This is a genomic window from Pusillimonas noertemannii (genome assembly GCF_003096595.1).
GTDB lineage: Bacteria > Pseudomonadota > Gammaproteobacteria > Burkholderiales > Burkholderiaceae_B > Pusillimonas > Pusillimonas noertemannii.
In genome coordinates this window covers 671,614-695,476 of record NZ_QEKO01000002.1, presented here as the reverse complement: position 1 = coordinate 695,476, position 23,863 = coordinate 671,614, and the positions used below count along the sequence as shown (strand labels likewise).

Below are 23,863 nucleotides of genomic sequence, written 5' to 3'. Positions count from 1 at the left end.
TTCGGTTTTACGTCAAATAAGAGCTATTTCATGCCTTCTCGTTCTGTACTGCGTCCCACTTTGCTAAGCCCTCTGGCAGCCGGCCTTTTGCTCGCGTATGGGGGCGGAGCGTTCGCGCAAACGGCGACGCCGTCGACAGTATTGCCGGCCGTCGTCGTGCAGGGTAGCCAGGCCAACGATCCATTACAGCCCGTTTATGCGGGCGGGCAGGTGGCGCAAGGGGGCGGTCTGGGAATGCTGGGCGCGGGCAACGTCATGGACACGCCTTTCAGCACGGTTAACTACACCTCGGAACTAATAGAAGACATACAGGCGCGCACGTTGGCCGACATCATCACCAACGATGCCTCGGTGCGCACCACCACTTCCACAGGCGGCTTTGGCGAAGACTTCCAGATCCGCGGATTCAGCGTCGGCACGGGCGACGTGGGAATGAATGGTTTATACGGCTTGCTGTCGGCCAACCGCCTTCCATTGGAATTCATCGAACGCGTCGAAGTGCTCAAGGGGCCCGGCACGCTTATGCGGGGCATTCCGCCCAATGGAAGTGTGGGCGGCAGCATCAATGTGGTAACCAAGCGGGCTCGCGACGAGCCGCTGACGCGTTTGACCACCACCTATACCAGCAAGGCCAATCTGGGCGCTCACGTAGATGTGAGCCGGCGCTTCGGCGAGAACAATGCATGGGGCGTGCGCTTTAACGGCGTATTGCGCGGCGGCGAAGCGTCCATTGACGATGGCAAGCAGAATCTGGGCCTGGGGGCGCTGGCGCTGGACTATCGGGGCGCGCGCCTCAGGTGGTCGCTGGACGCGATATACCAGGATGAAGAAGTGGATGATTTCCGCTCGCAGATCGGCTTCCGTCCCGATATTACCGAGATTCCCGCCGCGCCCGATGGGCGTATCGCCTTCTATCCGGGCACTACACTGACGCAGCGCGACAAGACGATCGCCTCGCGACTTGAATACGATATTACCGACCACATAACGGGCCATTTCGCCTTGGGCTATCGAGATAACGTCGTCAAGCAGGTGTTTCCGATTTCCGTCGATCCGCTTACGCTCGCACGGCAGGGGGTGGACGCCGACGGGAACTTCGGGGTCATGAATTCCTATTACGACTCCTATTCCAAGACCTTCAGCGGCGATGTCGGCCTGCAGGCCCGTTTCGACACGGGCGGAATAGGCCACACGCTAAGCCTGGCCGCGACGCGCCTGAGTCAGGAAACCGGCAACGCCTACTCGCCCGGCACCATCGCTGTGCCATCGAACATCTATGATCCTGTGCCGCTTCCTCCGAATTCGCCCGTGCGCAACAGCATGGAGCGGGCGTCCGAGACTACATTGGACAGCATCGCAATTGCCGACACCTTGTCCTTCGTTCAGGATCGCGTCCTCCTGACCGTGGGTGCGCGTAAGCAGACCGTTGAGGTCGACAGCTACAGCACGGCCACCGGCGCAAAAACCGGCACCTATAAGGCCGACGCCATTTCGCCGGTGGCGGGCATCGTGGTCAAGCCGTTGGACAACGTTTCGGTTTACGGCAACTTTACCAAAGGGCTGACGCGCGGCACCGTGGTAAGCCCGATGTACGCGAACGCCGGCGAAGTGCTCAGTCCGTACAAGTCAAAGCAGTACGAGGCGGGCGTAAAGGTCGACTGGGGCCATATCACCACCACGGCGGCGGTCTTTCAGCTGGCTCGGCCGGCCGCCCAGGCCGACGACGCTAATGTGTACGGCTATTTTGGCGAACAGCGCAACCGCGGCCTTGAACTCACGGCCTATGGCGAACTGCAGCCCGGGTTGCGCATCATGGCCAGCGCTGCTTTCACGCAGGGCAAGCTCACCAAGACGCAGGGCGGCATCAATGAGGGCAACACGGCGCCCGGCGTACCGCGTCGAACTTTCAACCTTGGACTGGATTGGGACACTCCGTGGGTGGAAGGCCTGAGTCTCAATGGACGTGTTTCGCACACCTCGTCCACTTACATCAGCGCGGAAAACACCTTGAGCCTGCCTGCCGTCACGACCTTCGACGTGGGCGCCCGCTATCGCACCAGGGTGGCCGGCAAAACGGTAGTGTTTCGCGCCAACATCGACAACCTGACGGACAAGAAATACTGGCTAGCCAGCGGGTCCTTTGCGACCAACGCCGCCGGACGTACCTTTATGTTGTCGGCCACGGTCGATTTCTAGGTTTGAACTCATGGCGTTATAGCCCGCAAAACACTTCAGGCCTCGCTCGGTCTGAGCCAGCCCTATGGGAGCTTGGTCGAAGCCAGGGGCTTCACAAGCTTCCGTGTGGAGGATGTCACGCAATGGGTAGCGGCGTCGATTGATTTTTACTGTTATTGTGTCTGGACGAACTGATCGACCAATGCGTCCATATCCGTAATTTCTGTAACCCTTGCCATCAGTACGGACGGCGGCCCCGGCGTGTAATTGGGAAAATCCTCGGATAGCAGCCGGGCCGCCTCTTCTACGTCGAAAAGCCCGAGAAATTTTTCCGCCTCTTCCTTTTTCTCGAAATAAACATTGGTAATGGCGCTATAGGGCGAAGAGTCTTCTTTGTTGTTAGGCCCATGCACAGGAAAGTAGGCGACAATCTTCAAAGGCTTGATCTCCAAGTGCTTGTGCGTCAGGCCCACGCCTAACGGCAAATGCCTGTTCACCAGATGTTCATAGTCGAACTTGCGTGCTTCTCCGTTTGGATAGCAAAAGGCAACCATATACATAGCTAGATCTCCGCTCAGGATGTAAGGGCAAGGTTTTTTTCCAACTCGGCCAGCTGCGCATTGATGACGCGTGCTCGTCGGTACAGCATGTCTCCGGCGAAGGCGACGGACTTCCGGGTGAGTACTTCTTCATCGCCGATGTTTCGCTGTTGTGCTTCCAGTATGGGCTGGTCTTGGTCGAAGATGGCTCTTACGCCCTCCATGAATGGCCCGGCCAGCTCCTCGCCTCCGTAGTTCTTTACGGAACGGAAGAAGTAATGTGAACTCGTTGCGGTTTCAGGCGTGACGGCATGCATATTGCAAACCTGCGCGCCGTCGGCTGGTGCCTTTCCGGATGGCCGGGCATTGAGCAGGAAAGAGGTATATGAGGGTGCGCCCCAATCGACCTGCATGTCCAGGTCGACCTTGCCGGCGTAGTGCTCGACGCCCATGCTGGTCGAGACCATCCATCGGTAGAATGGTCCACCGGCGTCCATGTTCAGTGATCGCACTCGGAACGTAATGCTTCTTTCGCCGATGCTGTAGGTTGTTTTCTGATCGACAAAGTCATGGCCCTCATGAAGCTGCCGGTAAAAGCGCATTTCTTCACCACCGAACGATCCGGGGTGGACATATTCGGCGTGTGTAATGTCGAACAGGTTGTCATTGATCAAGCTATAGCTCGCCTGTATGGATTCGAAGTGGCCATAGCCGCCGTCCCAGTCGGGATGATCGCCTCGGTATAGAAATTCCGGAATGCTGGAAACGTCAGATGAAAGCTCGGGTTCGCCCATCCATATCCAGACGTATCCGTGTTTTTGCAGTGTGGGGAACCGTTTGATACAGGTGTTCGGGACAGAAGACTGCCCAGGTACCAGATGAAAATTGCCGCGCGTGTCGAACTGCGCGCCGTGGTAGCCGCATTGGATGTTTTCTCCTGCGACTCTGCCAAGCGACAAGGGCACGAAACGATGCGGGCATCTGTCCTCGAGCGCGGCAATTTGGCCGGAGTCCGTCCGGAACAAGACTACCGGCGTATTCAATACTGTGCGTGCCAACGGGCCGCCATTCAGTTCCTGCGGTTCTGCCGCAACGTACCAGGTATTGTAGATAAGCATCGCATAGCCTCCTCTTGTGTCGTTCTTGTATGAGAAGTCTATCGGCGACGTCGACCGGCATAAATAGTGCCGACGCCATTAGACTGTTGTGCCATAGTCAACAATCAGGGGAGCGTATCTAGACCGGACACACCCGGATGAGGCGTTCAATATTGTCGCTGAAGTAATCGATGAACATACGTACTTTGGCGGGGGTGTATCGGGAATTTGGGTAAACCATCCAGACCGGCAATGGGTTGGAGCGAAATTCTTCGAGGACAGGAACCAGTGTTCCGGCGTTGATATGGGTCCGCAAGTAAATTTCTGGCAAGCGGCAGATTCCTACGCCCTGCAAGGCTGCGTTGACCAGCGCGGGGCCGCTATTGCTTGTCCAGCTTCCCTTGGGCAGAAATTCTATCTGTTTGCCGTCCACCGCAAAGTGCCAGGGCACACAGGGCTCGAAGGCAGATTTCAGGCAATTATGCGCCTCAAGCTGGTCGATGCTGTCCGGCACGCCGTGTTCGGAAAAATAGGCCGGCGAAGCACAGACGACGTGAGGCAAAGCAAAAACTTGCCGGGCCCTAAGCGACGAATCGTCGAGATCGCCGAACCGGACCACAATGTCGTAACCTTCGGCGATCAAGTCTATAGTCCGCATGGTTACTTGAACGTCGACTTGCAACTGGGGATACAGCTTGCTTATCTCGGTCGCCGCGCGGGCCACATACTGCTCTCCTATGATGTCCGGACATACCACTCGCAGATGCCCTGCAAGTTGAGAGTCCGGATTGGCCGCGGATTGTACTGCCTCTTCGAGCTCGCCGAACAAGCGCGTGCATTTCAGGTAAAGCTGCTCGCCTTCGTCGGTCAGCTTCATCTTTCGCGTTGTACGGACAAGCAGCTGCGTACCCAGGTTCTGCTCGAGCTGGGAAATTTGCTTGCTTAAATGAGATTTGGAAATCTCGAGTCGTTCTGCTGCCAGCGTAAAGCTGCCTGCCTCGGCGACCTTGACAAAGGAGTGCAGGAACGGCCAGTGCTCATGGTTTTTCATTGCGGTTTCCGGAATGAACCTGACGCTCACCTTGTAGTCCTTGACGCTTGCATCGTCAATCGGCTTATTTACTCCCCGCCTTCCAGCCTCGCAAGAAACACCCGCAACAACTCATCCATCTGCGCACGCTGTTTCTTCGTCAGGCCGGCCACCAGCCGGGCCTGTGTCTGCACGTGCGCGGTGACCGCTTCATTGATGATTTCCAGCCCGCGCGGCGTAAGTGAAATCAGGAAGCCGCGTCCATCTTGCGGGTTGCGGATCCGTTCCACAAACCCCGCTTTTTCAAGCTGGTCGATGCGGTGGGTCATGGTGCCAGAGGTGACCATGGTCCAGGCCATGAGGTCGCCTGGCGAGAGGGCGTAGGGCGGACCAAGGCGGCGCAAGGTTGCCAACACGTCGAAGCTTGCACGGTTCAATCCGAACCGGGAAAAAGTGTCTTCCATTTCGCGCAGCACGTGGCGCGACAGCCTTTGGATGCGGCCGAGGGTGCCCATTGCATCTACGTCGAGATCGGGGCGTTCTTGATGCCACTGGGCGAGGATCTGATCTACATGGTCCATGCCGCAATTGTGCCCCAGAATAGATTGACGTCAAGATATTAATGGTTTATCTTGATGTCAAGATAACTTGAACCAAAGCTGAAATGTCTGCCCAATCAACCGTCTCGCGTGGAAAAAAATCGCGCTTGCTGCCCGTGCTTCTTCTTTTTGCAGGCGGGGGCTTGCTGGGCGTGTCCACCAACCTGGCCAAGCTGGCAGTGGGAATCGGGATGACGCCGCTGGCCTTCCTGACGTGGTCGCTTGCCGGTGCCGCTCTGCTTTTGCTGACAGGGGCGGCGTTGCGCGGCAGTTTGCCGCCACTCAACAACCGCAGCATCAAGTATTACGCGGTGGCCGCGCTGGTGGGTGTTGCCGGGCCCAACTTCATCTTTTTTGAGGCCATCCCGCACGTGGGCGCCAGCTTTGTGGCGCTGATGATCGCGCTGCCTCCATTGCTGACATACGCGGGGGCGCTTGCGATGGGCATGGAGGGCTTCCAGTGGGCGCGGGCGCTGGGTGTCGTCGCGGCCCTGGGCGGGGCGGGGGTCCTGGCAGCTAGCCGGCAAATCGCTTCAGACGCAGACTTGTTCTGGACGGTGCTGGTTTTGCTGGGACCGGCCTTGCTCGCCGTGGGCAATATATACAGGACCTTGAAGTGGCCGGCGGGCGTTTCGGCGCATGCCCTGGCAACGGGCATGCTGTTCGTGGCTGTCTTCATGCTGATGCTGTTCAGCATGCTGCCGGGCTATTCTCTGGCAGTGCCGATGGATCGCAGCCTGCCTGTCGTGCTGACATTGGCGCAGGCCTTTGTGTTTGCCGCCCAGTTCCAGGTGCTTTTCCTGCTGCAGAAAACCGGAGGCCCGGTATTGTTGAGCTTGCTCGGCTCGGTGGGCGCGGTCGTTGCCGTGCCCGTGGCCATCTACCTGCAAAACGAGGCGCCGCCTGCCGGCTTGCTGCCGGGGGCGGGCCTGATCGCGCTGGGCGTCGCGCTTATCGCAGGCAGCCGGGCGAAACTGGCTGCCCGTTCGCCGCGCGGGCGACAGTAGACAGGACCAGCGCAAGGCCTATCCCCGCCAGGCGGCCTCGATTGCGGCGATGTCGATCTTGCGCATCGTCATCATGGCCTCGAAGGCGCGTTTGGCGGCGGCCGGGTCGGGGTCGTTGATTGCTTCGGTCAGGATACGCGGTGTAATTTGCCATGACAGGCCCCACTTGTCCTTGCACCAACCGCAGTCGCTCTCTTGGCCGCCGTTCTTCACGATGGCGTTCCACAGGCGGTCGGTCTCGGCCTGGTCGTCGGTGGCCACCTGGAACGAAAATGCTTCGCTATGCTTGAATGCGGGCCCACCGTTCAGGCCCAGGCAGGGGATGCCCATTACCTTGAACTCGACAGTCAGGACGTCGCCCTTCTTTCCCGAAGGAAAGTCGGCGGGGGCGCGCAGAACATTCCCCACCGAGCTGTCGGGAAATGTCTGGGCATAGAAGGTTGCGGCGTCCAGTGCGTCGCTGTCGTACCAGAGGCAAATGGTGTTCTTGCTGGGCATGGCGGGTCTCCTGGGGCGGGCATTGCTTGCCAAGGGCAGAAAATTGAGCCGGCAAGCCGCATGCCCGCCAGCTGGAAAATAGCAGGGTGGGGGAACGGTGCCTACACGAAGCGTACGGTAGCGGCTCCAAGGCCGGCGGATTTATTGGCGACGCGTTGACCGCGCTGCACCAGGTATCCCTTGGTCAGCCCGCCCGTCAAGATCACGTCGCCCACTTGAATGCTTTTGTTTTCCTGGCCCAGTCGGTTGGCCAGCCATGCGACCGCAAGCAAGGGATCGTCCAGCGCGTTGGCGCCGACGCCCTGGTCTTTTAGCTCGTCGTCGATCCATAGTTCGATGCCCAGGGCCCTCAGGTCGGTGTCGGGGTTTATGGGCGCGGGTTCCCCAAGCACATACCGGGCCGCCGAACTGTTGTCGGCGATGTTGTCCACCGCCTTGAACTGGTACGTGGGATAGCGGGTGTCGCAAACTTCGATGGCAAGCATGTACTCAGGCCTGGCGGCCAGTACCGAATTTCGGTCGTGCATGTCTGCGCGCGGCAGGCCTTCGTTCAGCCGGATGGCGATCTCGGGCTCGACCAGAGGATGGATCAGCGCGTCATAAGGCAACTCGCTACCCCGGACGAGCTGGTCTTCGGTGAGCACCCCGTAGTTCGGCGACGAGATGTTCATTTGAAGCCTCATGGCCGCGCTGGTGTAGCCCAGCTTATAGCCCGTGGACTTGCGGTTTCTAAGCTGCAGCTTGGCCGCTGCAATACGATAGGCGTCGGCTTCGTCCAGGCCTGGATGCTTTTGGGACAGCAGGGCCGCGGGTTGGCGGGTTTGTTCGGCCTGCCAAAGGGACTGCGCCAGTTCCAGGATCTGATCGTCACTCAAGCTCATGGGGTTTCCTTGCATGTTGCGACCTCAAGGGCGGCGCCTGGGGCCGGCTCGGCGCATGGCGCCTCGGGCGGGGACAGCAGCCGCTGCAAAGCGTCCACCGTTGCGTTGGCCGCTTTGCGCGGAATCCTGGCCATCACATATCTATCGGGCCTGACCAGCAGCCAATAATCGCGTGCACCGGGGTAACGTTCTTCAAACGCGCCGGTCTTGTCCCGCACGGCGACGACACCCTGGGGCGCTTCGAAGGGATTGTAAAACCTGGAGGTGATGCAAACGCGGTTGATGCCCAGGCGTTCTTCGAACTGCATGGCGGGCAGGCCGTCGAACGCTTTTTGCGGGTCGTCGGCAAAGGCCAGCAGGGCGAAGCCGTCTGCCAGCACTTCGTCCAGCTTCCTGGTTTGCCGGTCTTGCGTCTCGACCAGAGGCTGGGTAAGCATGCGGCCCACCAGGGTATCGCGCGGCGCGGCGCCGTCGGCCACGAAAAAGCCCTTGGAAAAGCACGGCTTGGGCTTGTAGCGCATCTGGGTGATGTAGTCGTTAAGCGGCGGAACCAGGCGCAGTGCGCGAAAGCCGCTTTGAATCAGATGTGCCTTGGACATGGTGTCGGGCATCATGATGCGGCCCAGGGTGATGGCCATCTCGATAAGCTGCCAGGCATGCTCGGGGCGTTCCTGCTGGTAGCTGTCGAGCGCCTTGGCGTGCAGCCTGCCTTGCACGACACCCGCCAGCTTCCAGGCCAGATTGGCGGCATCGCGCAGGCCGCTGTTGAGGCCCTGGCCGGCGAAGGGGGGCGTGAGGTGGGCGGCGTCGCCCAGCAGGAAGGCCCGGCCCTTGCGCCACTGCTGGGCCATGAGCGCATGAAAGGTATAGACCTGCTTGCGTACGATGTGGGCGTTTTCATCGGGCCCATGGTCGCGCAGCAGCCGGCGCACGAAAGCCTCGTCGGTAACCTGCTCGTCGGTTTCGCCGTCGAGCAGCATGAATTCGAAGCGCCGGGTCTGGCCGGGGCCGGGCAGGTTGATGCCGGGCCGCCGGGGGTCGCAATAGACGCGGGTTTCGCGAAAGTTGTCGCGCGTGCCCTCCAGGTCGATGATCAGCCATTTTTTTTCGTAGGTATGGCCGCTCATGCCGATATCGAGCATGTGGCGCAAGGGGCTGCGTCCGCCGTCGCAGGCGGCCACGTACTGTGCGTGCAAGGTGTATTGGGCCCCGTCGACGGCCCGCACCTGCAGGACGGCGCCTGATTCATTTTGCTGCAAGTGGGTGACTTCATGGCCGAAGCGCGCATCCACTGTGCCGAAGCGGCCCAGGCCTTCGCGCAGCAGGGCTTCGAGCTGCGGCTGGCTGAATGCGGTTCGCCTGGGATAGCCGAACTCGGCGGTGCTGGGCGACACCTTGGCAAAGGGACGGCGCCTGGTATCGAGGTACACCGAGCCGTAGTCCAGGGCGCACAGCTTCAGCATCTCGTCGGCCAGGCCGGCGACCTGTAGGGTGCGCAGCGATTCATCGTCGATGGAGATGGCACGCGGCTGCTGCACGGTGGTGCTGTTTTTTTCCAGCAGCACTACAGGCACGCCGTAGGTCGACAGAAGGTTCGCCAGGGTCAGGCCGATGGGGCCGGCGCCCACGATGGCGACGGGTATGCGGTGGTCAGGATTCATGGCTGTGCTGGGTTTCGGCGCGGCTTAGCGCTTCGCTGATGCGGCTGGCGGCGGCGACCACGCTGGTGACGATGCGGTCTTCGCGCGCGGCATCGACATCTTGCTGCCAGACCACGGCGCTGAGGCTGCGCAGCGCACGGTTGCTGGAGTCGAAAATGGGCGCGGCGATGCCCATGCGCCCGGCGTCGACCTCGCCGCGTGAAACGCAGTAGCCGCGCTTGCGGATGTCGCGCAGGGCGCCGCTGAAGCTTTTCCAGTCGGCGCCCAGGCCCAGGGCGCGCAGTTCGCTTTCATTGTTTTCGAACTCGCGCTTCTGGTGGCGCCAGGGCTGGTGGGCCAGTATGACCTTGGACGTGGCGCCGCGGAACATGGGCATGGGCTTGCCGCGCTCGTAGCCGATGGAGGGATGCAGCGGCCCGATGACGCGCTGGTGTATGCACATGACCTTGCGGCGGTATACCTGGCACAGGATCAGCGACGTGCCGGGCTCCATCGCCTTGGCCAGCGTATCGACGATGGGCTCGGCCACCTGCCACAGCGGATCGCTGACGCGTATAGAGCGGTCGAACTCGATGAAGGCGGGGCCAAGGCAGTAGCCGCCTGCAGGGGCCTCGTCAAGAAGCTCGAACTTGATCAGGCTTTGAAAGTACCGGTAGGTGGTACTGACGGGCAGGTCGAATTCACGCGCCACTTCTTCCACTGTCCACACCGGCCTGCTTTCGGTGAACAGGCGCGGTATGGAGAGGATGCGATCAATGGAGCTGCTGCGATCGGGCTTCATGGATACTTAAGCTTGCTCGTCGACGATGGGGTTGCGCAGCAGGCCCACCTGGGTGATTTCCACCTCGACGACGTCGCCGGGCTTCATCCACACCTTGGGATCGCGCTTGGCGCCCACGCCGCCCGGCGTGCCGGTGGCGATGACGTCGCCGGCTTCCAGCGGCGTGAATGACGATACATAGGCGATGATTTGCGGTATGGAGAAGATCATGTCGCTGATCAGCGTTTGCTGCATGACCTGGCCATTCAGGCGGGTGGTAAGGGTTTGCGCCGTAATGTCGGCCACCTCGTCGCGGGTGACGAGGGCGGGGCCGAAGGCGCCGGTGCCGACAAAGTTCTTGCCGGGGGTGAACTGGTGCGAATGGTTTTGCCAGTCGCGCACCGAGCCGTCGTTGTAGCACGAGTATCCGGCCACGTGCTCGAAGGCCTGCTCGGCGCTGATGTATCGTCCGGGCCGGCCGATGACCACGGCCAGCTCGCCCTCGTAATCGAGCTTGGTGGAGACCGTGGGCCGGATGATGGGGTCGCCAGCGGCCACCTGGCTGGCGGCAAAGCGGGTAAAGATGGAGGGATGCTGTTCTACGGGTCGCCCGGTTTCAAGGCGGTGGGCTTCATAGTTGAGGCCCACGCAGATGATTTTGCCCGGGTTGGGAACGACGGGAAGCAAATGGATTTCATGCGTGGAAAGCCGTGGCGCCAGCCGCAGCACGGCATCGGCCTCGTCCAGCCCGCCGCCGATCAGCGACTTGAGGTCGGGGTAGCGATGGCCGAGCAGGGCACTGAGATGGGCAACCTGGTGTTCGTCGAGCTGGGCGCCGTAGCCGGCCTGGCCGCTGCGGGTCACAAAAGAGAGAAGACGCATGAGTAGTCCTTTGATGTGGTGTTCGGGAATGGGGTGTGTGGGGCCGAGCCCTAGCTGCGCAGATAGGCCTTGCCCCAGCTGTTGAGGGTTTTCTCGCAATGCTGCCAGCTGCCTGTGGGCCGGTCATCTTGGCACAGTTCGAGCTCGGCCGAGATTTCAAGCCAGTTCTGGTCGGGGTCGCGGATCATGAAGAACAGGTTGTCGCCGGGGCCATGGCGGCCCGGGCCCCAGTCAAGCGGGATGTCGTGGGTGGCCAGGTGGTCGGCCCAGTCGCGGATGAGATCCCACGACCCGGCTTCGTAGCAGTGATGGTCGAAGCAGTTGCGGGCCGCCTTGAAGATGGCGACGACATGGTGCTCATTGCCCGCGCGCAGAAAGGTGGAGCGCAGGCTATCGCCGTCGGCATAGACATTGTCGCTGGTGCGCAGGCCCAGGGTCTCGGTGTAGAAGCCGATCATGGCTTCGATATGGGTGGTGCCCAGCGCCAAGTGCTGCAGCCTGGCGGGCAAGCCGCTGCTGTGCCCGTTGCGAGGGCCGTGGCCGAACACGATGCGGTTGCCGTCGGGGTCGGAAACCATGAATGCGTGGCTGTCGAAGAAGGGCGAAGGCGAGGGCTGCGGCGCCACGCCTTTTTCTTCAATCCGGCTGCGCAGGGCGGCAAGCGCCGGCAGGGAGGGTAGCCTGAAGGCCAGGTAGTGCAGCGACTTGGCTTCGCCCTGCCGCATGACCATGCGGCGATGGCGCCCCTCGCACAGGATGCGGTCATTGGCCGGCCAAGTGTTCAGTTGCAGGGCCTGGGCGTAGAAGCCCGCCAGCCTTTCGGGGTCGGGTGAGCCGATTTCCATGTGGTCGAGTTCGGCCTCGAGGTAATTCATGCGGATCTCCTGTAGGGGGCCGTAAGGCGATGCCGGCTTGCCAGGCTCTTGTGCAAGAGCGGGGCGGCCTTGTGCCTAGGGTAAGTCTCTAAGAATTTCTTGTTTCAGCCATTTCGATAAATTGTACATTATATTTTTACCAAAATATCGAAATATGGGAAATTTGCAATACAAATGGAGTGAAGTTAGCCTTGCAAGGGCAGGGCTCAGGCTTGCAAGGCAAGGCTGACTCGCTATTCCGGTATTATCTTGTCACAGGGCCGCCGTGCGTGAACAGGCTGAACATCAAAGGCTTCGGGCCGGGCCGAGCGGATAAGACGAAGGGGTCACATCATGGCGAGCATTCCGCAGGCCAGCGCCGCACAGTTTCTTACGCAATTGAAGTACTGCAAGAGCCTGCCCACGCTGCCCGCCGTTGCATTGCAGCTGATAGAGCTGGCTGAGGACAGCACCGCGACACTCGATGAATTCGCCCAGCGGGTGTCGTTTGATCCCGCCTTGGTCGGCAAGCTGCTGCGCACCGCGAATTCTTCCTTCTACGGCTTCAGGCGCAAGGTGGCGAGCCTGTCGGAAGCCATCGGCCTGATGGGCCTGAACGCCACCATTTCACTGTCGCTCAGTTTTTCCTTGCGCGGCCTTACGTCCGGGCAGGGCGGGGCGCTTGACGATACGGATTACTGGTCGCGCTCTTTGCTGACAGCCCTGGCGGCCAGAACCATCGCTACCGAACTGCGCGAGCGGCAGCCCGAAGATTTTCTGCTGGCGGGGCTGCTGCAGGACATCGGCGTGCTGGCCATGGCTTCCATGCTGGGCGACGCCTACATCGCGCTCTACAAACAGGGCGCCGGCCACGCGGCACTGCTGAAGCAAGAGGTGCAAAGCTACGGCTTCGACCATGCGCAGGCGGGAGCCCAGTTGCTCAAGTATTGGCGCCTGCCCGAGCGATTTCACGAATGTGTGCTGCGCAGCCATGCGGCAACCCAGGCAGGCGGCGAAGGCGGCGCTGGCATTGTGCAGCTTTCTGCATGCGTCGCGGCCGCCGCCCACATCGCGGATGCCTGGATCCAGGGGGCAACCGACGCCTCGTTCAACGCCGCCTATCGATCGGTGCGGCACTACCTGGGCATCAGCCCCGGACAATACCAGAACATCATCGCCAAGATGCGCGACGAAATGCCCGAGATGGAGGCGCTGTTCGAATCCGAACTGCTTGATCCGGGCATTTTGCAAGGCATACAAGATAGCGCGCGCGAACTGCTGGCCCTGAACAACCTGCGCTTGTCCAGGGCATCGGCGGAGGCCAGTGTGCAGATACAGGCGCTCGAGCAGCGTATTGCCACGCTCGAGACGCAAACGCGGCGCGATGCCCTTACCGGCCTATATAACCGGACCTATCTGCAGCATCAGCTCGAACTGGAATTTGACAAGGCGATGCGCGAGCAATCGCCTTTATGCCTGGCCTACATCGACGTGGACCGGTTCAAGTCCATCAACGACACCTTTGGCCATGCCACGGGCGACCAGGTTCTGGTAACCGTCGCACAGCGCATATTGTCCGCGGCACGGCCAACCGATACGGTGGCCCGCTATGGCGGCGAAGAATTCATCGTGCTGCTGCCCGACACCGGACTGGCCGACGCTCGCGCCGTGCTGGAGGGCATGCTGTCCAGGGTGCGCGACAAGCCGTGCCTGGCGGGCGCCAATGCCGATTCGCACGTTACTTTCTCGGCCGGCATCGCGGCGCTCGTGCCGGGCGCCGCGTCGTTCGGCAACCCGGCAGCGCTGCTGGAGGCGGCCGACGATGCGCTGTACAGGACCAAGTCGAACGGACGGGGACAGATCACTGTGCATGAGCCGGATGCACAATAAGAGATGCGCGATACGTAAGCGCGGCTCGGTGTAAGCGCTGCCCGATTTCGTCACGCGCCGACGCGACGCCTTCGGTGCCGATCGGGCAAAGAGCCGGCGCCGTGTCTCGGCGTTGTTCTAGCCGCGGTCGCGCAGGTCTTTGATGGCCACCGCCAGGGCCAGCAGCACCACAAGGGCCACCACGCCAAAGCCCACCATCACGGCGATGGCCCATGACGTCGTGGCCTCGAGCGTGGCGAAGGTCGCGGCCGTAATGACGGCAATGCCTATTGAAGTGCCCATGCGCTGGCCGGTCTGCATGATGGCGCCGGAGCTTCCGGCGTACGACAGGGGCACGTCGGCCAGCGTCAGCGCCTGGTTCGGGCTGATGACCAGGCCTTGGGCCAGCCCGATGAACGACAGCGTGGCCACCAGCCACCATATATTGACCAGGCCCTTGTCTTGCAGAAGGGCGATGAGCATGCTGGACCCCAGGCCAAGCAGGGCCAGCAGGATGCCGCCGATGACGATGCGGCGCCCATAGCGCATGACCCGCTTGCCGGCCCAGTCGGCCGTGTAGGCCGAAAGCAGGGCCGCGGGCACGCCGAACAGCCCCGCTTCCAGAGCGCTTCTGCCCGTGCCCAGCTGCACGTACAGCGCCACGAGCACCCAGACACTGGTCATGCCCAGAAAGTACAGGGTCATGATCAGGGTTCCGTTGGTAAAGCTGGAAATAGAAAAGATGTTCAGGTCGACCATGGGGCTGCCGCCCAGGCGGGCGTAGCGGCGTTCCCATTTGACCCAGACGTAGGCCAGTATCAGGCCTGCCGGCAGCAGCAGCCAGGTAATGGGAGCCGTGCGCGATTCCATGAAGGGAAACAGCACCGCAAGCACGGCCAGGCCAAGCAGGGTTGCGCCGACGGGGTCGAGCGAGCGCAGCAGGCTGCCGCCCGGCCTTGCCGCTTGCCCCTCGCCGTCGCCTTGGAAAAAAAACGGACGCGGGAACCAGAGCAAGCCCAGGACAATGGTGGCAAGCCCCACGGGAACATTGATAAGAAAGGTAAGCCGCCAGCCCAGGTCGGCGCCGCCCAGCTGGATGAGCAGGCCGCCGAACACAGGCCCCACCGCTACCGAGAAACCTACCACCGTGCCCAGATAGCCGAATGCCCGGCCCCTTTCGGCGCCTCGGAAATACTGCTGGATCATGCCTATGCCCTGCGGACTGAGCAGGCCGGAACCCAACCCCTGAACGAAGCGCGCGGCATTGAGCCAGGTGGCGTCGGAGGCCAGGCCGGCCGCCACCGAGGACAAGGTAAAAACGAGCGTTCCGATCAGAAAGAGCCCGCCGCGGCCCATGATGTCGCCCGCACGGCCCGAGCTGACCAGGACGACGCCAAAGGTAAGCGCATAGCCTGAAAGCACCCACTGGATGTCCGACTGCGAGGCATGCAGCCCGTGCTGTATGGAGGGCAGGGCGACGTTGACGATGCTGACCCCGACCAGCGACATGAACAGCGCCACCAGCAGGACGATCAGGATACGCCAGCGCGCCGGATCGGGCTTGAAGGGAGCGTTTTTCTTATTGGCGGTCACAGGTTTACACCTCGATTCATCGATGGGAATGCGGCGGGCGGTGTTGCGGGGCGTTGCGGCTTTCCATATAGCGTCATTATGCGCGAAAGACCGGGACGGCATTTTACAAAGGGTGCGGGCCGCTTAGCGCGAATCTCGCTGCTGTTGAGTGGTCTGGAGAATTGGCTTGTGCACTGGCGGGGCCGTTGACTACACTGGCTTGGGCACCCTTCAACCAGTTTTACGAGGCAAACAATGAGTCAATTCAAAATTGCAGTGGTCGTTGGCAGCATACGCAAAGAGTCGTTCAACGCTCGCCTGGCCGAGGGACTCAGCCGCCTGGCCCCTTCGAACTTTACCTTCAGCAAGCTGCGCATCGACGACCTTCCTCTGTACAACCAGGATGACGACGGCAACCAGGCCGAAGCCGTCAAGCGACTGAAATCCGAGATTGCTGCGGCCGATGCAGTGCTGTTCGTTACGCCCGAATACAACCGTTCCATGCCCGGCGTGCTCAAGAATGCCATCGATCATGCCTCACGACCCTATGGCCAAAGCGCCTGGGCGGGCAAGCCGGCCGGGGTGATCGGCGCCTCGATCGGAAGCATAGGCACGGCCCTTTCCCAGCAGCATTTGCGCAACGTGCTGGCCTATCTCGACATGCCCACCATGGGACAGCCCGAGGCCTTCATCCAGGTAAAAGACGGGCTTTTTGACGACAACGGCGACATCGGCGCCGGCAGCCGTGAATTCCTGCAGAAGTGGGTCAATGCCTTTGCCGCTTTTGTAGAGCGGCACGCGAAAGTCTAGATTGGCTCGCTGCCACGCAAGCGCCAGGCTCGGGCCTGGCGCTTTGCCGTTCAGTCGCGTCCGGCCTTAAGGAGGGCCCGTGCAGAAGGAGTCCCCGACGTCAGGCATATTTGAACTTAAACCATAGCCACTTGGCTATTATTTACGTCTGAAATATATATTATTAATTACGTTGCGCCTTAACTAGAATGTCCCTCAAGCCGGTGGCGAATCGGCATTATTTTTATAAGAGGAGACAAGTCATGCGCAAGTTCCTGCTTGCTTTGTCGGCATGTGCCGTGATGTTTTCATCGTCGGCGTTCGCCGAGCCCGTGACTTTGCGGGCGATCTCGGCTTTTCCCCCGAACCTAGAATTCACGAAGCAATTCCAGGCGTTCATCGATCGTGTCAACCGGGCCGGAGAAGGCGTGGTCAAGATCCAGTTTGTAGGCGGGCCGGAGGTTATTCCGCCGCAGCAGCAAGACACGGCGCTGCGTAATGGTGTATTTGACATGCAAATGGGGCCAGCCTCTTACTACAACGGGATTGTGCCCGAGGCCGATGCCTTGTTCGGTGCAAACGTGGGGCCGGTACAGGCTCGGGAAGACGGTGCGGTAGAGCTGCTCAACGACATCTGGCGCAAGAAACTCAATGCGCAATTCATTGGATGGCAAAGCGGCGGCATTCCGTTCTATGTGTATCTTACCGATCCGCCCAAAATGTCCGGCAAGGGGGTGCTTGACCTGACCGGGATACAACTGCGCTCTACGCCTGCTTATCGCGAGTGGTTTGAGGCGCTGGGCGGAAACAACGTCATGCTGCAGACCTCCGAGATGTTCACAGCCATGGAGCGCGGCGTGGTGCGCGGCTTGGGCTGGCCGGCGATCAGCTTCACCGACATCGGCGTGCACAAGTTCCTGAAATATCGGGTTGCCCCTCCGGTTTGGCAGCTGGATCTGGTGATCATCATGAATGGCCGGAAGTGGGATGGCCTGTCTCCTGAAGCGAAGCAGGTCATTGAAAAGGCTGCGATCGAGCATGAGAAAGCCACCCAGCGGGATTTTGCCGCCATACGCGACAGGGAAACGAAGATTCTCGAGCAGTCTGGAATTCAGACAGTCGAGGTGGACAATCCCGCGCTGCACCTCAAGATTGCACATGACTTGGTGTGGGACCGGCTTGCAAGTCGCGACCCGAGTAATGTGGAGATGCTGAAGTCCAAGCTCTATAAAGAATGATCCGACTGCCTGGATATGAACATGAAAGCAGTTCGACTTTTTTTATGCGGCCTGGCAAGGGCAAACGACATTGCGGTCTTTGCGATGGCCGGATTGGCGGGCTTGGTGCTGGTGGCCACTTTCCTGGCGATTATCGTGGACGTCCTGATGCGTAATCTGGGCCTGGCTTCCCCATCTTGGACGAGCGCGCTTTCAGAATATGCCATGCTGGTCGCAACCATGGGCGCCGCTCCATTGCTTATTCGCGAGCGGCGCCACGTCTGGGTGGAATTCATAGAGTCGTTCACAGGGCCGCGCTTCCAGCGCCGATTGGCGGTGCTTGTCGTGTTGCTTTGCGTCGGCATCTGCGCCGTCATGGCCTGGTTTTCCATTGTGATGGCGCTCGACTCCGCAGCAAGGGCCGAGGTCGACATCCGCTCTATCATCTTGCCGCGATGGTTCCTGTACGCTGTGCTGGCGGTGGGGTTCACCTTGTGCGCGACCGAGTTTGGCCGTTTCATACTGCGCCGCGAGGACATGTATGAAAAAGGCCCTGTCGAGCCGGGGGCGACATAATGGACTGGTATATTGCAGGCCTTATTCTGGTAGGCGTCATCCTGTTCCTGATGGGCATGCGTATGCCCGTTGCATTCGCCTTTCTGGCAGCCAATATGGTCGGCGCCCTGGTGTTCATCGGGGGCGATGTGGCGATGATGCAGCTGGTGGCCAATGCGACGACGTCGGTGACGACGTTCACACTGGTGCCCGTGCCGCTTTTTCTGCTGATGGGCGAGCTCTTCTTTCACACGGGCATTGCGCTGCGGGTATTTGACGCCATCGACAAGATACTCGGCCGCATTCCGGGGCGCTTGTCGTATCTGACCGTAGGCGGAGGCACCCTATTCGCGGCGCTGTCTGGATCGAGCATCGCGAACATTGCCATGTTGGGCTCAACGCTGCTGCCCGAAATGACACGCCGAAGGTATGCATCCGTATTGTCGATGGGGTCGATCATCGCGACCGGCGGGTTGGCCATCATGATCCCTCCGTCGACTCTCGGCGTTTTGCTGGGCAGCATCGCCCAGATCGACATTGGCCGTCTTCTCATCGCGGGGATCATCCCGGGACTGCTGCTCGCGCTGGCCTATGTGCTGGTAATTGCCGTGACCATATGGCGCAACCCCGATGCTGCGCCACGATACGATATTGACGTACCTTCTGGCGCGGAGAAGTTCCGCTTGTTCATGACGAACATCTTGCCCATGGGTGGAGTGATCTTCATGGTCGTGGGCTTTATTATTCTGGGGATCGCAACGCCGTCCGAGGCGGCGGCCTTCGGAGTATTGGGTGTGGTGATATTGGCTCTGGCGTTTCGCGCCCTGACGTGGGCAAGCATACGTAAATCGGTACAAGGCACTGTGCGCGTGACCGGCATGGTGTTCTTGATTATCGTCGGGGCATCCGCCTTCAGCCAGATGCTGGCGCTGTCGGGGGCTTCGAGCGGCCTGATCGGATGGGCCACTTCGCTGCAGGTCAGCCCGCTCTGGATTCTGATCGGCATGCTGCTCATCGTCCTGGTGCTTGGAATGCTCATGGAATCGGTATCGATCATCATGCTGGTGGTGCCGATATTCTTCCCCTTGGGGGCGAGCCTGGGATTTGACGCTGTCTGGCTGGCGATCCTGTTTTTGCTGATGCTGGAGATCGGCCTGGCGACCCCGCCTTTCGGGATGGGCCTGTTTGTACTGGTGGGCGTGGCGCCCAAAGGCACCACATTGTCCCAGGTGGTGCGGGCGTCGCTACCTTTCATCACCGTGGCGTTTGCCGTGGCCGCTCTGTTGATTGCGGAGCCCATGCTGGTGACATTCTTGCCAGGCCTCATGGATTAGATAGAGCACATCAAGCAACAAGGTTTGGGATATAAGAAAAGCGCCCGGCACAGGTTTTTACCTATGCCGGGCGCCGCCGTTCTGGATGCTGCACACCTCGAGCAGCCGGGCAGAATTATTGTGAGGCCTCCAGAGCGCGGCGCTTCCACAGTTGCCACGGGCGATCGAGGTGCTCGTCGTTCATGGCGGACGTAGCCTGCGCTTCGCCCTCGGTCAAGAAGTTAATGTTGCCAAGCGGCGCGGCCTGCAGCTGCAGGCGTGCGTTGTTTTCCGTGTAGATGGCGCGGTACACGGCCTGCTTTATCGATTCCCCCACCGCGACGCTGCCGTGGCCCCGCATCAGGGCTACGGTGGCTTTTCCAAGCGTGTCGGCCAGGGTCCGGCCGAGCTTCTGGCTGCGAACGAGCAGGTCCGATGTCTCGCCAATGAAATCACGGATTTCATACACGGGCGTGGTGGCGCCCAGGAAGCCGCTCATGTGGCATATGGGACGCAGTTGGTATCCGGTCACACCAAAAGGAATCACGGATGGAGAGTGGCTATGAACTATCGCGTGGACATCGGGGCGGGCCCTGTATATTTCGCTGTGGATGTAGCGTTCGGTATACGTCTTTCGGCCTTGCGAGTCGTGCACCACGCCGTCCAGATCCACTTCGACGATATCGTCCGGCGTGACAAGAGCGGGCGCCATGGTGCGCGCGATGAAAAACCGGGTGCTGTCTTCGGGGTTCCGCACACTGATGTGGCCGAAACCGTCCAGCACGCCTTCATTGAACAGGATCCGATTGGCGATTGCCAATTCTTTGAGAAGTTCTGTGTTCATTCCTCTTCCTAAAGTAAGTGTAGTGGGAAAACAGGGTGGCCCCTTTCGAATCAGGAGAGGAGCCCGTATCTTTAGCTTTTCGACGCCTTGGTGGCGCGTCGCAAAATTGACCATTTCGCAAGTCCCAGCGCAGCCAGCAGCGCTGCGCCGTTGAAGAGCTGTTCTACGTAGAAGCTGGCGCCCATCTGCTGAAGGCCGGCGATGCCTATGGCCAGGGTATAGACGGCGATGACGGTGCCCGGAGCGTTGAAGCGACCTGGGCGGATGCAAGTCGCACCCAGGAAGACCGCGGCAAAGGCCGACAGGAGATAGTTGCCGCCGACGTTGGGATTGGCGGAGCCCAGTATGGTCGCGGAGAGGACGCCAGCCAGCGCGGATAAAAAGCCCGCCAGCCCGAAACTGGACAAGGTTATGCGGCGGACATTCACTCCGCTGAAAAGCGCTGCGCGTTCGTTACCGCCGGTGGCCAGGCTTCTTCGGCCCCAGGAAGTGCGTTCGTAAGCCAGCCATAAGGCGGTTGCAATGACGATGACATAGATCAACGGCAAGGGGATGCCGTTCAGTTCAGAGCGGCCGATCGCCAAGAACCAGCTTGGCAAATTCCCGAAGATGGACTCCCCGTTCGTATACCATTGAGTGAATCCCTGGATGAGTATGCCGGTGGCCAGGGTCGTGATGAAGGCGTTAAGGCCCGCATAAGCGACGAGCAGGCCGTTAAGGAGGCCGATGAGCAGGCCGGCCGACAGCGCAACGAAGATGGCGAGCATGGGGTCCAGGCCTTGCATCAGGATCAGGCCGGTTGCCAGTGATTGCGCCAATGAAAGCGTAAAACCTATGGAAAGGTCGAATTGTCCGGCCACCAGGGGAGCAATGGCGGCCAAAGCCAATATCGCCAGCACGGCATTGGTGGACGCGATCATACGTGCATTCGCTACACTGAAGAAAGTGTCGGGGCGCAAAAGGCCGAATAGCACCACCACGATGAAAAGAACGAGGACCAGCCCATAATGCGAGAGCAGCTTGCCGAGCAGCGGAGGAGGCGGCTTATGGGTTGAAGGAAATTGGTCGGTTTTCTTGCCCTGTATAACGCTCATTGCTGTGTCTCCTTATGCTCATGCGCATGAGCCGCGCCGAGCGCTTCGTACACGAGACGCGCCTGGTCGATGTCGCCGTGCTCCAGGACTGAGGCTAAGCGGCCTTGCGCAAGTACCAGGGCCCGGTCAGCCAGGCATTCGATCTCTTCAAAATCGCTGGATGCGAGCACGACAGCAAGCCCACGTCCGGTTTCTCGCCGCAGCAATGCGTAAAGCTCTTCGCGCGCGCCAATGTCGACACCGGCGGTGGGGTCGATCATAAGCAGTGCTTTCGGGCCGGCGTCCAACGCCCTGGCGAACAGGACTTTCTGCTGGTTGCCGCCCGAAAGAGCACTGAGAGGAAGCTCGCTTGACCTCGGGGGTCTGACACCATAGTGTTGAGCCTGTTGCGCGGCACGCTTTCGCTCCGCGTCAAGGCTTCCGGCCCGTCCGGCCATGCGAGTGGGGAACATGTTTTCGCGAACGGAGAGTGTTTGAAAAGCGCTTTCAGACCTGTGCCCGCTGATCGCTTGAAATCCCGCCGTGCGCAAGACATGGGGCCGGCCAAAAGGCAGATCGGCGCCGCTCAGGCCGAGCGAGCCGCCAGACGGCTGGTCCAGGCCCGCCAGCCAGCGCGCCACGGCCTCATAGCCCGAGCCGACCAGGCCCGTAATAGCCACAATCTCGCCGGGCATAACAGAGAAGTCCAACGGGCTGCCGACGCCTGGGCCCCAGAGTCCCTTCACGGACACGCGAGGAGAAGCCGTATTCTTAGGCGCCGTTGGACGGGTTGCCTGAGCAGGCTCACGGCCCACGATCCAACGTATGATCTGGGACCGGTTTACATCGCTTAGGCTCGCACAGGCGACATGCTTGCCGTCGGCCAGCACCGTCGCCCGGTCGCACAGTGAAAGAACCTCGTCGATGCGATGAGAGACGAAGACCACCGAGACGCCTGTGTCTCGAGTCTTTCGGATTACTTGGTGCAGGCGTTGCGCCTCGGGGGCTGGCAGGCTGGCCGTTACCTCGTCCAGCACGAGCACCCGCGTTCCTTCCCGCAATGCGCGGGCCATGGCCACGATCACTTTCTCGGCCTGGCTCAGGTCGCCGACCTGTTTTTCGGGGTCTAGAAAGCTGCCCAGCACAGCCAGCCGGCCACGTACTTGGGTGATCGTGACCTTGTGGTCGATAAACCCCCATCGTCCCCTGGCATAGCCTGTTTCCAGTGCGATATTGTCGGCGACGCTCAGGCTGTCCACGAGGGCAAGGTCCTGGTGGACGAAGCGCAGACCCGAAGCGGCGGCATCTTGTGGCATCATGCCGTTGCTCCAGCTTTGGTCTGCGATGAATATTTCCCCCGAATCGGGCTTGACCAGGCCGGCCAGCGTTTTGATCAGTGTCGACTTGCCAGCGCCGTTCTCTCCAAGCAACGCATGTATTTCGCCTGCCTGCACGTTGAAATCGACGCCTGCGAGCGCAACTGCGGCGCCATAATGTTTCGTCAATCCGCAGGTGCGCAATACACTTGTGGAAGTTTCGGGCGTGCGCGCCTTTAGCGGCGTTTCCATAATGCCTCGTACCGCGCTTTGTAATCCACGTCTCCTGTCCATCCCTTGGTATCAGGCACGTTGCCTGCGTCGATCAAGCGGGACGGAATCGGCATGTTTACCGCCTTTGCGCCGTTGAATGCCCGATTCAGCTCGTCGACGGCCTGCCAGCCCATCCATTCCGCCGGGTTCGCAACCGTCACTGCCTGCGCTCCATTGCGAATTGCTTCGAAGGCTTGCGGATCACCTTCATAGCCCGCGACTTTCACCTTGCCCTTCAGACCCGCTTGGCGTACTCCCTCAATGACAAAGAAGGCGTTGGAGTCGAAGGGAGCGGCGATATAGTCCACTGCCGGGCGGCGGGTGAGCTCCGTGGCGACGGCGCTGGCCAGCCGCTGGGCCATGGTTCCAATAGTCGACTCGATGTTTCCGACGATCTCGCATTTGGCGCATTTCGCGATTTCCGCCTTGAATCCAGCCACTCTTTCGGCAAGTTCGGGGAACTGCCTATCTTCGACAAGAAGTATTCTGGCTTGTCCCCCGGAGTCATCGATAATCCATTGAGCTAACAATTGCCCTTGTCGCTTGTGTTCCGGCCGTACGAATGCAAACACAGAGCTGTCGGCGTCTGGCACGGGGTTGAAGATGGAAACGACGGGAATCTTCGCGTTTGCGGCCTTTGACAGGGCGTCGCCAACCAGCATGGGCGGCACCGCATCGATGACGATGCCGTCCGCGCCGGCGGCGATCGCCGACTGGATGGCGCCGTTCCATGTTCCGGGGTCGCCTTTCCCGTCGACAACACGCACGCTCCAGCCGAGAAGTTCACCCGCTTCCTTGACGCCATTGGCGGCGCGTACGCATCCTATTCCTTGCGATGTGCAGGTAACGACATATACCGTCTTGCCCTCTTGCGCGGGAGGCGCCGACGGAGGCTTTTGCCACTGGGACAGTGGTTGTTTCGCGGCCTGCACCGCCTGGGCGGCTGGCTGTGCGAATGCATGATAATGGCTCAGCCCGGCCGCCAGTAGTGCCGAGGCCGCGATATTTATAATTTTCATGATTTGTCTCCCTTGGTTGAAAGAATGCGGATTACGGCCC

General features: G+C 60.5%; 22 protein-coding genes. 7 read left to right on the top strand and 15 right to left on the bottom strand.

What is annotated here, in order from left to right:
* The first annotated feature begins 30 nt into the window (after window positions 1–30).
* Window positions 31–2,196 carry a TonB-dependent receptor gene (locus C7440_RS10400; RefSeq protein ID WP_243410881.1) on the top strand — a complete coding sequence of 722 codons (2,166 nt, stop codon included), beginning with the start codon at window positions 31–33 and terminating at the stop codon, window positions 2,194–2,196.
* A 152-nt stretch (window positions 2,197–2,348) separates the two neighbouring features.
* Here C7440_RS10400 and C7440_RS10395 read toward each other — a convergent pair whose 3' ends face one another.
* The 4 genes from C7440_RS10395 to C7440_RS10380 form a co-directional block, all read right to left on the bottom strand.
* On the bottom strand, window positions 2,349–2,735 hold the full coding sequence (locus C7440_RS10395; protein ID WP_116518447.1) for a hypothetical protein: 387 nt from the start codon (window positions 2,733–2,735) through the stop codon (window positions 2,349–2,351).
* Window positions 2,736–2,749: 14 nt separating this feature from the next.
* Window positions 2,750–3,832, bottom strand: coding sequence for an aromatic ring-hydroxylating oxygenase subunit alpha (locus tag C7440_RS10390; RefSeq protein WP_116518446.1), 1,083 nt, complete (start codon window positions 3,830–3,832; stop codon window positions 2,750–2,752).
* Between the two features lie 118 nt (window positions 3,833–3,950).
* Entirely contained in the window at window positions 3,951–4,862 is a 912-nt protein-coding gene (locus tag C7440_RS10385; RefSeq protein ID WP_116518445.1) for a LysR family transcriptional regulator, read from the bottom strand.
* A gap of 68 nt (window positions 4,863–4,930) precedes the next feature.
* Window positions 4,931–5,422, bottom strand: coding sequence for a MarR family winged helix-turn-helix transcriptional regulator (locus C7440_RS10380; protein ID WP_116518444.1), 492 nt, complete (start codon window positions 5,420–5,422; stop codon window positions 4,931–4,933).
* Window positions 5,423–5,505: 83 nt separating this feature from the next.
* Between C7440_RS10380 and C7440_RS10375 the strand changes: the two genes are divergently transcribed.
* The gene (locus tag C7440_RS10375; protein WP_116518443.1) at window positions 5,506–6,447 is read left to right on the top strand and encodes a DMT family transporter; all 942 of its coding nucleotides are present in this window, start codon (window positions 5,506–5,508) and stop codon (window positions 6,445–6,447) included.
* A gap of 18 nt (window positions 6,448–6,465) precedes the next feature.
* Here the strand turns inward: C7440_RS10375 and C7440_RS10370 are convergent, their stop codons facing one another.
* From C7440_RS10370 to C7440_RS10345, 6 genes are all read right to left on the bottom strand, one after another.
* Entirely contained in the window at window positions 6,466–6,945 is a 480-nt protein-coding gene (locus tag C7440_RS10370; RefSeq protein WP_116518442.1) for a VOC family protein, read from the bottom strand.
* A gap of 101 nt (window positions 6,946–7,046) precedes the next feature.
* Window positions 7,047–7,826, bottom strand: a complete 780-nt coding sequence (locus C7440_RS10365; protein WP_116518441.1) for a 2-keto-4-pentenoate hydratase — start codon at window positions 7,824–7,826, stop codon at window positions 7,047–7,049.
* On the bottom strand, window positions 7,823–9,487 hold the full coding sequence (locus C7440_RS10360; protein WP_116518440.1) for a bifunctional 3-(3-hydroxy-phenyl)propionate/3-hydroxycinnamic acid hydroxylase: 1,665 nt from the start codon (window positions 9,485–9,487) through the stop codon (window positions 7,823–7,825). The genes C7440_RS10365 and C7440_RS10360 overlap by 4 nt, the downstream gene beginning before the upstream one ends.
* Entirely contained in the window at window positions 9,477–10,268 is a 792-nt protein-coding gene (locus tag C7440_RS10355) for an IclR family transcriptional regulator (protein WP_116518439.1), read from the bottom strand. Before C7440_RS10355 ends, C7440_RS10360 begins: the two co-directional genes overlap by 11 nt.
* Window positions 10,269–10,274: 6 nt before the next feature.
* Entirely contained in the window at window positions 10,275–11,129 is an 855-nt protein-coding gene (locus C7440_RS10350; RefSeq protein WP_116518438.1) for a fumarylacetoacetate hydrolase family protein, read from the bottom strand.
* A gap of 50 nt (window positions 11,130–11,179) precedes the next feature.
* Window positions 11,180–12,004, bottom strand: a complete 825-nt coding sequence (locus C7440_RS10345; RefSeq protein WP_017524470.1) for a VOC family protein — start codon at window positions 12,002–12,004, stop codon at window positions 11,180–11,182.
* 333 nt (window positions 12,005–12,337) lie between these two features.
* Here C7440_RS10345 and C7440_RS10340 point away from each other — a divergent pair, with 333 nt between their 5' ends.
* Complete coding sequence (locus C7440_RS10340; RefSeq protein ID WP_116518437.1) at window positions 12,338–13,873, top strand: GGDEF domain-containing protein; 1,536 nt, start codon at window positions 12,338–12,340, stop codon at window positions 13,871–13,873.
* Between the two features lie 117 nt (window positions 13,874–13,990).
* Here the strand turns inward: C7440_RS10340 and C7440_RS10335 are convergent, their stop codons facing one another.
* Window positions 13,991–15,445, bottom strand: coding sequence for an MFS transporter (locus C7440_RS10335; protein ID WP_116518436.1), 1,455 nt, complete (start codon window positions 15,443–15,445; stop codon window positions 13,991–13,993).
* A gap of 234 nt (window positions 15,446–15,679) precedes the next feature.
* Between C7440_RS10335 and C7440_RS10330 the strand changes: the two genes are divergently transcribed.
* The 4 genes from C7440_RS10330 to C7440_RS10315 all read left to right on the top strand — a co-directional run bounded on the left by C7440_RS10330 (window position 15,680) and on the right by C7440_RS10315 (window position 19,319).
* Entirely contained in the window at window positions 15,680–16,234 is a 555-nt protein-coding gene (locus tag C7440_RS10330; RefSeq protein WP_116518435.1) for an NADPH-dependent FMN reductase, read from the top strand.
* A gap of 242 nt (window positions 16,235–16,476) precedes the next feature.
* The gene (gene dctP / locus C7440_RS10325; RefSeq protein ID WP_165832531.1) at window positions 16,477–17,451 is read left to right on the top strand and encodes a TRAP transporter substrate-binding protein DctP; all 975 of its coding nucleotides are present in this window, start codon (window positions 16,477–16,479) and stop codon (window positions 17,449–17,451) included.
* A 21-nt stretch (window positions 17,452–17,472) separates the two neighbouring features.
* Window positions 17,473–18,006: a TRAP transporter small permease gene (locus C7440_RS10320; RefSeq protein ID WP_165832530.1), complete on the top strand. Its 534-nt coding sequence runs from the start codon at window positions 17,473–17,475 to the stop codon at window positions 18,004–18,006.
* Window positions 18,006–19,319, top strand: coding sequence for a TRAP transporter large permease (locus C7440_RS10315; RefSeq protein ID WP_116518432.1), 1,314 nt, complete (start codon window positions 18,006–18,008; stop codon window positions 19,317–19,319). Before C7440_RS10320 ends, C7440_RS10315 begins: the two co-directional genes overlap by 1 nt.
* A gap of 115 nt (window positions 19,320–19,434) precedes the next feature.
* Here C7440_RS10315 and C7440_RS10310 read toward each other — a convergent pair whose 3' ends face one another.
* From C7440_RS10310 to C7440_RS10295, 4 genes are all read right to left on the bottom strand, one after another.
* Complete coding sequence (locus C7440_RS10310; RefSeq protein WP_116518431.1) at window positions 19,435–20,142, bottom strand: class II aldolase/adducin family protein; 708 nt, start codon at window positions 20,140–20,142, stop codon at window positions 19,435–19,437.
* Window positions 20,143–20,213: 71 nt separating this feature from the next.
* On the bottom strand, window positions 20,214–21,236 hold the full coding sequence (locus C7440_RS10305) for an ABC transporter permease (protein WP_116518430.1): 1,023 nt from the start codon (window positions 21,234–21,236) through the stop codon (window positions 20,214–20,216).
* Complete coding sequence (locus tag C7440_RS10300) at window positions 21,233–22,783, bottom strand: sugar ABC transporter ATP-binding protein (protein WP_165832529.1); 1,551 nt, start codon at window positions 22,781–22,783, stop codon at window positions 21,233–21,235. The genes C7440_RS10305 and C7440_RS10300 overlap by 4 nt, the downstream gene beginning before the upstream one ends.
* Window positions 22,768–23,823 carry a sugar ABC transporter substrate-binding protein gene (locus C7440_RS10295; RefSeq protein WP_116518428.1) on the bottom strand — a complete coding sequence of 352 codons (1,056 nt, stop codon included), beginning with the start codon at window positions 23,821–23,823 and terminating at the stop codon, window positions 22,768–22,770. Before C7440_RS10295 ends, C7440_RS10300 begins: the two co-directional genes overlap by 16 nt.
* Window positions 23,824–23,863 lie beyond the last annotated feature (40 nt).

Coding starts and splice junctions, on each gene's coding strand:
- C7440_RS10400 (WP_243410881.1), top strand. CDS start 31: ATGCCTTCTCGTTCTGTACTGCGTCCCACTTTGCTAAGCCCTCTGGCA.
- C7440_RS10395 (WP_116518447.1), bottom strand. CDS start 2,735: ATGTATATGGTTGCCTTTTGCTATCCAAACGGAGAAGCACGCAAGTTC.
- C7440_RS10390 (WP_116518446.1), bottom strand. CDS start 3,832: ATGCTTATCTACAATACCTGGTACGTTGCGGCAGAACCGCAGGAACTG.
- C7440_RS10385 (WP_116518445.1), bottom strand. CDS start 4,862: ATGAAAAACCATGAGCACTGGCCGTTCCTGCACTCCTTTGTCAAGGTC.
- C7440_RS10380 (WP_116518444.1), bottom strand. CDS start 5,422: ATGGACCATGTAGATCAGATCCTCGCCCAGTGGCATCAAGAACGCCCC.
- C7440_RS10375 (WP_116518443.1), top strand. CDS start 5,506: ATGTCTGCCCAATCAACCGTCTCGCGTGGAAAAAAATCGCGCTTGCTG.
- C7440_RS10370 (WP_116518442.1), bottom strand. CDS start 6,945: ATGCCCAGCAAGAACACCATTTGCCTCTGGTACGACAGCGACGCACTG.
- C7440_RS10365 (WP_116518441.1), bottom strand. CDS start 7,826: ATGAGCTTGAGTGACGATCAGATCCTGGAACTGGCGCAGTCCCTTTGG.
- C7440_RS10360 (WP_116518440.1), bottom strand. CDS start 9,487: ATGAATCCTGACCACCGCATACCCGTCGCCATCGTGGGCGCCGGCCCC.
- C7440_RS10355 (WP_116518439.1), bottom strand. CDS start 10,268: ATGAAGCCCGATCGCAGCAGCTCCATTGATCGCATCCTCTCCATACCG.
- C7440_RS10350 (WP_116518438.1), bottom strand. CDS start 11,129: ATGCGTCTTCTCTCTTTTGTGACCCGCAGCGGCCAGGCCGGCTACGGC.
- C7440_RS10345 (WP_017524470.1), bottom strand. CDS start 12,004: ATGAATTACCTCGAGGCCGAACTCGACCACATGGAAATCGGCTCACCC.
- C7440_RS10340 (WP_116518437.1), top strand. CDS start 12,338: ATGGCGAGCATTCCGCAGGCCAGCGCCGCACAGTTTCTTACGCAATTG.
- C7440_RS10330 (WP_116518435.1), top strand. CDS start 15,680: ATGAGTCAATTCAAAATTGCAGTGGTCGTTGGCAGCATACGCAAAGAG.
- dctP (WP_165832531.1), top strand. CDS start 16,477: ATGCGCAAGTTCCTGCTTGCTTTGTCGGCATGTGCCGTGATGTTTTCA.
- C7440_RS10320 (WP_165832530.1), top strand. CDS start 17,473: ATGAAAGCAGTTCGACTTTTTTTATGCGGCCTGGCAAGGGCAAACGAC.
- C7440_RS10315 (WP_116518432.1), top strand. CDS start 18,006: ATGGACTGGTATATTGCAGGCCTTATTCTGGTAGGCGTCATCCTGTTC.
- C7440_RS10310 (WP_116518431.1), bottom strand. CDS start 20,142: ATGAACACAGAACTTCTCAAAGAATTGGCAATCGCCAATCGGATCCTG.
- C7440_RS10305 (WP_116518430.1), bottom strand. CDS start 21,236: ATGAGCGTTATACAGGGCAAGAAAACCGACCAATTTCCTTCAACCCAT.
- C7440_RS10300 (WP_165832529.1), bottom strand. CDS start 22,783: ATGGAAACGCCGCTAAAGGCGCGCACGCCCGAAACTTCCACAAGTGTA.
- C7440_RS10295 (WP_116518428.1), bottom strand. CDS start 23,823: ATGAAAATTATAAATATCGCGGCCTCGGCACTACTGGCGGCCGGGCTG.